This is a genomic window from Butyrivibrio sp. M55 (assembly GCF_900116865.1).
Lineage (GTDB): Bacteria > Bacillota > Clostridia > Lachnospirales > Lachnospiraceae > Butyrivibrio.
In genome coordinates this window covers 41,525-47,944 of sequence record NZ_FPCD01000022.1, presented here as the reverse complement: position 1 = coordinate 47,944, position 6,420 = coordinate 41,525, and the positions used below count along the sequence as shown (strand labels likewise).

General features: G+C 42.1%; 5 protein-coding genes. 2 read left to right on the top strand and 3 right to left on the bottom strand.

Annotated features, from left to right (window positions below):
- Positions 1-257 precede the first annotated feature (257 nt).
- Both BM398_RS15790 and BM398_RS15785 read left to right on the top strand, forming a co-directional pair.
- The gene (locus BM398_RS15790) at positions 258-1,127 is read left to right on the top strand and encodes a tyrosine-type recombinase/integrase (protein WP_092337657.1); all 870 of its coding nucleotides are present in this window, start codon (positions 258-260) and stop codon (positions 1,125-1,127) included.
- 1 nt (position 1,128) lies between these two features.
- A complete protein-coding gene (locus BM398_RS15785; protein ID WP_092337656.1) occupies positions 1,129-2,280 on the top strand; it encodes an IS91 family transposase in 1,152 nt (383 codons plus the stop codon).
- A gap of 258 nt (positions 2,281-2,538) precedes the next feature.
- Here BM398_RS15785 and BM398_RS15780 read toward each other — a convergent pair whose 3' ends face one another.
- Genes BM398_RS15780 through BM398_RS15770 form a run of 3 tightly spaced genes read right to left on the bottom strand, consistent with a single transcriptional unit; the run spans position 2,539 to position 6,290 of the window.
- Positions 2,539-4,467: a right-handed parallel beta-helix repeat-containing protein gene (locus BM398_RS15780; RefSeq protein ID WP_092339106.1), complete on the bottom strand. Its 1,929-nt coding sequence runs from the start codon at positions 4,465-4,467 to the stop codon at positions 2,539-2,541.
- Positions 4,468-4,506: 39 nt separating this feature from the next.
- A complete protein-coding gene (locus BM398_RS15775; protein ID WP_242949835.1) occupies positions 4,507-5,376 on the bottom strand; it encodes a carbohydrate ABC transporter permease in 870 nt (289 codons plus the stop codon).
- A 2-nt stretch (positions 5,377-5,378) separates the two neighbouring features.
- A complete protein-coding gene (locus BM398_RS15770) occupies positions 5,379-6,290 on the bottom strand; it encodes a carbohydrate ABC transporter permease (protein ID WP_092339104.1) in 912 nt (303 codons plus the stop codon).
- Between the last annotated feature and the right edge of the window lie 130 nt (positions 6,291-6,420).

Below are 6,420 nucleotides of genomic sequence, written 5' to 3'. Positions count from 1 at the left end.
AATTGAACTAAGTCGCTGCGCGACGGCCTGCCAAGGCTGTGGCGCAGCGTTTTTCTTTTACTTAAAAAGCAGTAGATAGTGAAACTCTGATGATGTATGTTTAAGTTACCACACCAAAACTGAACATTACCAAAACCACTACTACTGCCATGAAAAGCGTATCATTTATCATTACTTCATACAAGCATTTTTATTGGAATCGTCCACCTCCATGGTTAGGGTAACTATTAGATTACTACTACTTATGGAGGCTTTTTATGTACGAAGAAATACTACAAAGAATTGAAAAGGAATGCGAAATAAGAAATCTTTCGCCAAGAACGTGCTTCATTTATAAGTTTCATACTACTAAGTTCCTGGAGTGGGCAGGTGAAAAGTCTATTTCAGAACTCACCCTTTATGATGTCCGCAATTACATTCTTGAGCGTAGAACTGATGGTGCCACTCCAGGTTACTGCAACTCTATGAGTTCTGCACTATCATTCTTTTTTAAACATCTACTTCATATCCCATGGGATCTTGATATCGTTCCCAGAATGAAGATCGACTGGACATTACCACAGACTCTATCTCTGGAAGAAATTGAAAAGCTCATAGATACTGCTGAAAACATCAGAAACAAAGCCATAATAGCTCTTGTCTATTCTTCCGGTCTACGGGCAGGAGAAGTTGTACGCCTCGCTCCAAGTGATATTTACATGAGTACCATGCAGGTTCATGTTCGTAACAGTAAAAACCGCGGAGATCATTGGACTATTCTTTCTGAAAGAACTTTAGAGCTCTTGAAACAGTATTGGCGTTCATATCCTGTACCACGGGATTATCTTTTTGTTACATTGAAGAATCCTCATGCTCCGCTTCATGTAGGCGGTGTCGAGATCATGATGAAAAGGATAGGCAAAGAAGCTGGTATAGACCTTCATCCTCACATGCTGCGCCACTCCTTCGCCACTCATTTGATTGAGACTCATACTGACAGAGAGTATGTTCAGGCAATGCTTGGTCATAGATCTCCGAATTCGACCCAGGTTTATATCCATGTTTCAAACAAAGCCATCATGGGCGTAAAGAGTCCGTTGGATGCTCCCAAGAAAAAGAAGGGCAAGCGAAAGAAGAAGGAAGGCTGACATGGATAACATAACTATTCAGGATGTTTTTGAACAGTTTCTTCCTACGATTGCTGACAGATCATTTTCTGATGAGCAGTTCAGAGCAATTCAATGCATAAGGTCATGTCGCACAGCAGAAATGGGCGCCCATGTAAGTGAATGTGAATCCTGTCATTCTAAATTTATCCATTACAACTCATGCAAGAACAGGCATTGTCCCATGTGCCAGGCAATGGAGGTTGATGAATGGATAGACTTAAGACGAGAAGATGTCCTTGATGCTCCTTACTTTCATACAGTGTTTACTGTACCAGGGCTTTTATATCCATTGATTTACGCTAATCAGAAACTGCTCTATGATGCCCTTTACCATGCTGCTAATAAGACTATGTCAGAGCTTTCCAAAGATTCCAAGCACTTTGGCGCAAAGATAGGATATATATGTATTCTCCACACATGGGGCTCAAAGCTTAATTATCATCCACATATTCATACGATAGTCTTGGGAGGCGGACTTGATGACAAGAACCATTGGAAGGACAAAGGAAATAAATTTTTTCTGCCTGTGAAGGTTATGTCCGCCGTTTTCAAGAAATACTATCTGGAAGAGCTAAAATCCCTTCATGAGTCCGAAAAGCTGACCTACGCAGGTGGTGCAGAAACACTTAGGAATCAGTATGAATTCAAGTGTCTTCTTGATAAGCTCTACGCTATGGATTGGGTTGTGTATTCCAAACGGACATTTAAAGGAGCTCAGGAAGTCTTTAAATACCTTGGAAAATATACTCACAGGATTGCTATTAGCAACAGGCGTATTCTAAGCATGGATTCTGAGTACGTCACCTTCAGTGCAAAGGACTATCGTACAGATGGTAAATATAGGCCTATGACAATCTCAGGAGAAAAATTTCTGTCCCATTTTTTGCTCCATATACTTCCCAAGGGATTTGTAAGGATACGCTACTATGGCCTTCTTGCCTGTAGATGTAAAACACAGAAAATGACTCTCTGTAGGAATCTGCTCGGCTGTAAACAATATATTTCAAAGCTCAGAGGGAAAACAACCGCAGAAAAGATTAAGATTCTTTATAAACATGACATTTGCAAATGCTCCAAATGTGGTGAACCTCTTATTACTTTTCGTATGAACGGCAGATATATGCTTTGTTGAATAAGTGGATCTCATATCGAAAGACAAGCCTTTTTACGAAGGCTTATTTGTCGTGGAATAAAGACTGTATTTATGCTTTGAGGGTGTCTAAAACCATGAGATAATGATAAGATTTGTTTATGAGGTGGCAGATTGAAATTCCATAGCCACCCGGACGCGACTTAGTTCACTCAGATAAAAATCGGTCTGAAACCCAAACAAAAGGACAGATTTTAGTTATATGAAGTCTGTTTTTTTGTTTGGGCTTACACCGATTGTTTACGTTCCGAGATAATCAACATCGAAGGTAATCGGTGTTCCGTCAGCGTTTTCAAATTTCTGTTGAGGCTCGAACGCTTCCCCCAAGGTCTCTGTTGATATCATACCGGCCTTAAAGCCATCAAGCACCTCGTAAATGTTGGTATCAAGGAAGTAACTTCCATCCTTCTCTATCACATCAACATAAACCTTTCCTGAGTTATCGGTGAATGCGTTCTTTTCTTTTTTCCATCTGGCAGCGCCCTCGAAATAAGCGTTTCCGTCAATCCATACGGGAAGATGGGCAAAGTGTGCATCTTCGTGTTTTCTCATATTGGGGTATTCCGTCTCCGGATCGAACTGCGGAATCCACTCATCATAAGTAGGATATTCATCAAAACAATCCGTTCCGACCTTTCTGTTCTCAACATACTTCTCATCTGGATCCGAATCATTCAAAAGAACCAGATCATCCGACGGCCACTTCTGAATGAAGATATTATTATAGAAACGATCGTCTCCGTGAAGGATTGTCATAAAGCCCATAACTTCGGTTCTGTGTGGCATATGATAGGGAGTATATCTCCAGGTTGTTCCCTCTCCCACCATGGTAAAAGAACCTGCGCAAAGATTGTGAACCATCGCAACACCCTGAGTTGCGATTCGAAGCGAAACGTCTGATAAGAGAATGTTGTTATCGATAAGCGTCGGTCCGTGGCTCACCTCAACAAACAAGTCCTGACATGTCATACCACCCTGCAACTGTTCTGCAAAAGAAGGACGCTGATTGTCGTGTAACAGGTTCTGTGTGATCCTTGTTCCCTGTGCTTCCCAGTCACACCAGATTCCCATCGTGCAGTGGTGAATATGATTTCGTCTCATAACAACATCGATTGCCGCGTGCATCTTGATTCCCGCAATCTCAGCGCCGCCAAGTTCCATCATATTATTAATATGATGAATGTGATTATCCTCGATAATACTGAACACGCCGCCCATACGGCCTATGATTCCGCCCTGCTCGCAGTGGTGAATATTGTTTCTGCGGATTATATGGCCGCCGATTTTTTCTTTTAACCAGCCATAGTACTGGCCGCGGCATACGGAATCCCTCTCCATCTGAGTCGGGCTCTTAACATGCTTTGTCGTATAGAAATTGCTGTTCTCGGAATCGTAGTAACGTCCCACGCAGATGCCCGCGCACTTACTGCCCCAGATCTCGCAGTCCTCAATTATCCAGCCTTTGCTCCAATGAGGACCAATCATTCCGTCCTGATAAGCAGCAGGCGGTGCCCATGTTGTCGCCGCTTTGTTGATATTAAATCCGCTGACGGTTATATATCCGACGCCTTCCTTACTCGGCATGAAGCATTCACGTCTTACGGTAATCTCAACGTTTTCCTTATTAGGATCGGCTCCGCCGAAATTTGCATAAAAAACTGTCTCGTCGTTTTCACTATCCTGCTCTGCGTACCATTTTCTCTTGGATTTTTCAGGATCCCACGAGCACTCGTAGATTTTACCTTCAAGGCACTCATCAATGCTAAGCGCTTCGTACAAAGCCTCATCATTCAGCCACACGCAGCCTGTGTGTTTATTGGGAGTCGCAAAATACCAGTCTCCGTAAACAAGCGTTGTATAGGGATTATATTCGCCAAAGATACTGTTTTTCACTTTTGTAACCCAGACATCGTCCTTAAACTTTGCCCATTCCGTGACCTTCTCGGCACCTGTAATAACAGCTCCGAGCGGCTCGGCACTCTTATACACTATTCTGTTTTCTTCACATCCCGCATTAACGGGATCAACATACTCTCTGTACGTTCCGGGTGCAACTATGACCTCATCCCCGGCCACTGCAACTTTAGCCGCTTCGCTGATTCTTTTAAAAGGTAATTTCCTGCTTCCGTTTCCATCGTGCTCAGCACTTGCATCCACATAAATTATCATAAGTACCTTCTTTCCTATATAAATCGTAATCCAAAATGATCAACCTTTAACCGCACCTGCCATCATACCTTTTACCAGTTTATCCTGAAAGATTATAAAAAGAGTTATCATCGGAAGCACCGAAAGAGTCAGCACCGCCAGGATGATCGGAATATCAAGTGAGTGTTCGCCTTTAAACTGTCCGAGTGCAAGAGGAAGTGTCTTTCTCTCGGGAGTAATAAGCAAAGTGTTGGCAAAAGCAAACTCATTCCACATCGAAACACCGTTATATATCGCAAGTGTTGAAAGTCCCGATTTGGAAAGAGGAAGTATCATCTTAAAAAAGTTCTGGTAACGGTTGCATCCGTCAATTTCCGCAGACTCCTCAACTTCCTTAGGAATAGTCTTCATAAATGCCGTCAAAATAAATACCGACATCGGAAGCGCAAATGCAACATAAGGTCCGATCAGTGATCTGAGCGTATCATAAAGCCCAACCGCTGTTGTAAGTTTAAAGATAGGTATCAATGTTACATGCATAGGCACCGACATCATAGCAACGATCAGCGCGTATATAATCGGATTCAACTTAAAATTCATTCTTGCAAGCGGATATGCCGCAAACGCCGAGATTATAAGCATAAGCACAAGTGAAACCGCAACCACCAGCACGCTTCGCATGAAATATCCAAAAAATCCGTGCGTAACAACATTAGTGTAATTCTTGAAATACCACGGATCAGGCAAATGAAAAACGCCCTGCTGCAACATATCGAACTGTTTTCTGAATGAATTTATTATCATAAAGAAAAACGGCGTCAGCGTAAGCAAAAGCCAGATACATGCGAAAAATATTGCAACGCCCCATGCAACCCTTGATTTTATCTTGGACTTGCGATAATCCGCATCGCTCATATTTGAATTAACCATACTCAATACTCCTCCTTAACCTTGAATGCTTTGTTAAAGATCAACGCGATAGCCGTTATAAGAAGGAACATTCCTGCCGCAACTGCTGAACCGTAACCCATGTTAAACTGCTGGAACGAGAGCTTATACATATATGTAGCCATAAGTTCTGTAGAACCCGCAGGTCCGCCCTGTGTCATGTTCCAGATCATATCAAAATACTTAAGTGAACCTATAAGAGACATAGTGCATGCTGTCTTAAAAATAGGTCCCAAAAGAGGAATTGCAATGCGTTTTATATACTGCCATCTTGTTGCACCGTCAATAATAGCCGCCTCGTATATCGATGTATCGATATTGCCGTATCCCGCAATGAAATAAACCATGTAAAAAGGCGTAAACTGCCATGCCATAACGCCAATTACGGTGTAAAGAGCATTTGGCGCAGTTCCCAAAAGGTCGATTGTTGTCTTTTTACCATGTATGATCGTAGCGAGTGATGAAACAATACCACCGTTTGTTGCAAGTGCATATACGAAAAGAAAAGCTATCGCAACAGAACTCATCAAATACGGAAGAAACCAGATGATTTTGAAGATATTGAATTTTTTTCCACCTGCATCAAGAAATGTTGCAAGTAGCATTCCCAAAGGTATCTGCAAAAGAATTGAGAAAACCATTACGATCAGATTATGTTTGAAAGATTTCCAAAACATCTCATCATGAATGAGTGAAACCCAGTTTTCCATTCCCACAAATATTCTGTCAGAGGAAATGCCGTTCCATTTATATCCGCTGATAACAAAAGTATCAATAACCGGATAGATAATATAAATTGTTATAAGCAAAAGCGCCGGTAACAGAAAAACCGTTGCCGCTTTGGCTATACTTTTTGCCCTGGCCTGAGCAAGGCCCGGATTATTGCCATTTTTCACGTTAACTCCTTCCTGCTGCGTTTTATAAGCAAAAGCTGATGATATGAAATACTGCCCACAGGAAATAATCCCTGCGGGCAGCTTTTAACCACTATAGCCGCAGCGCGTAAATTGTCTGATTTTCCGGCAA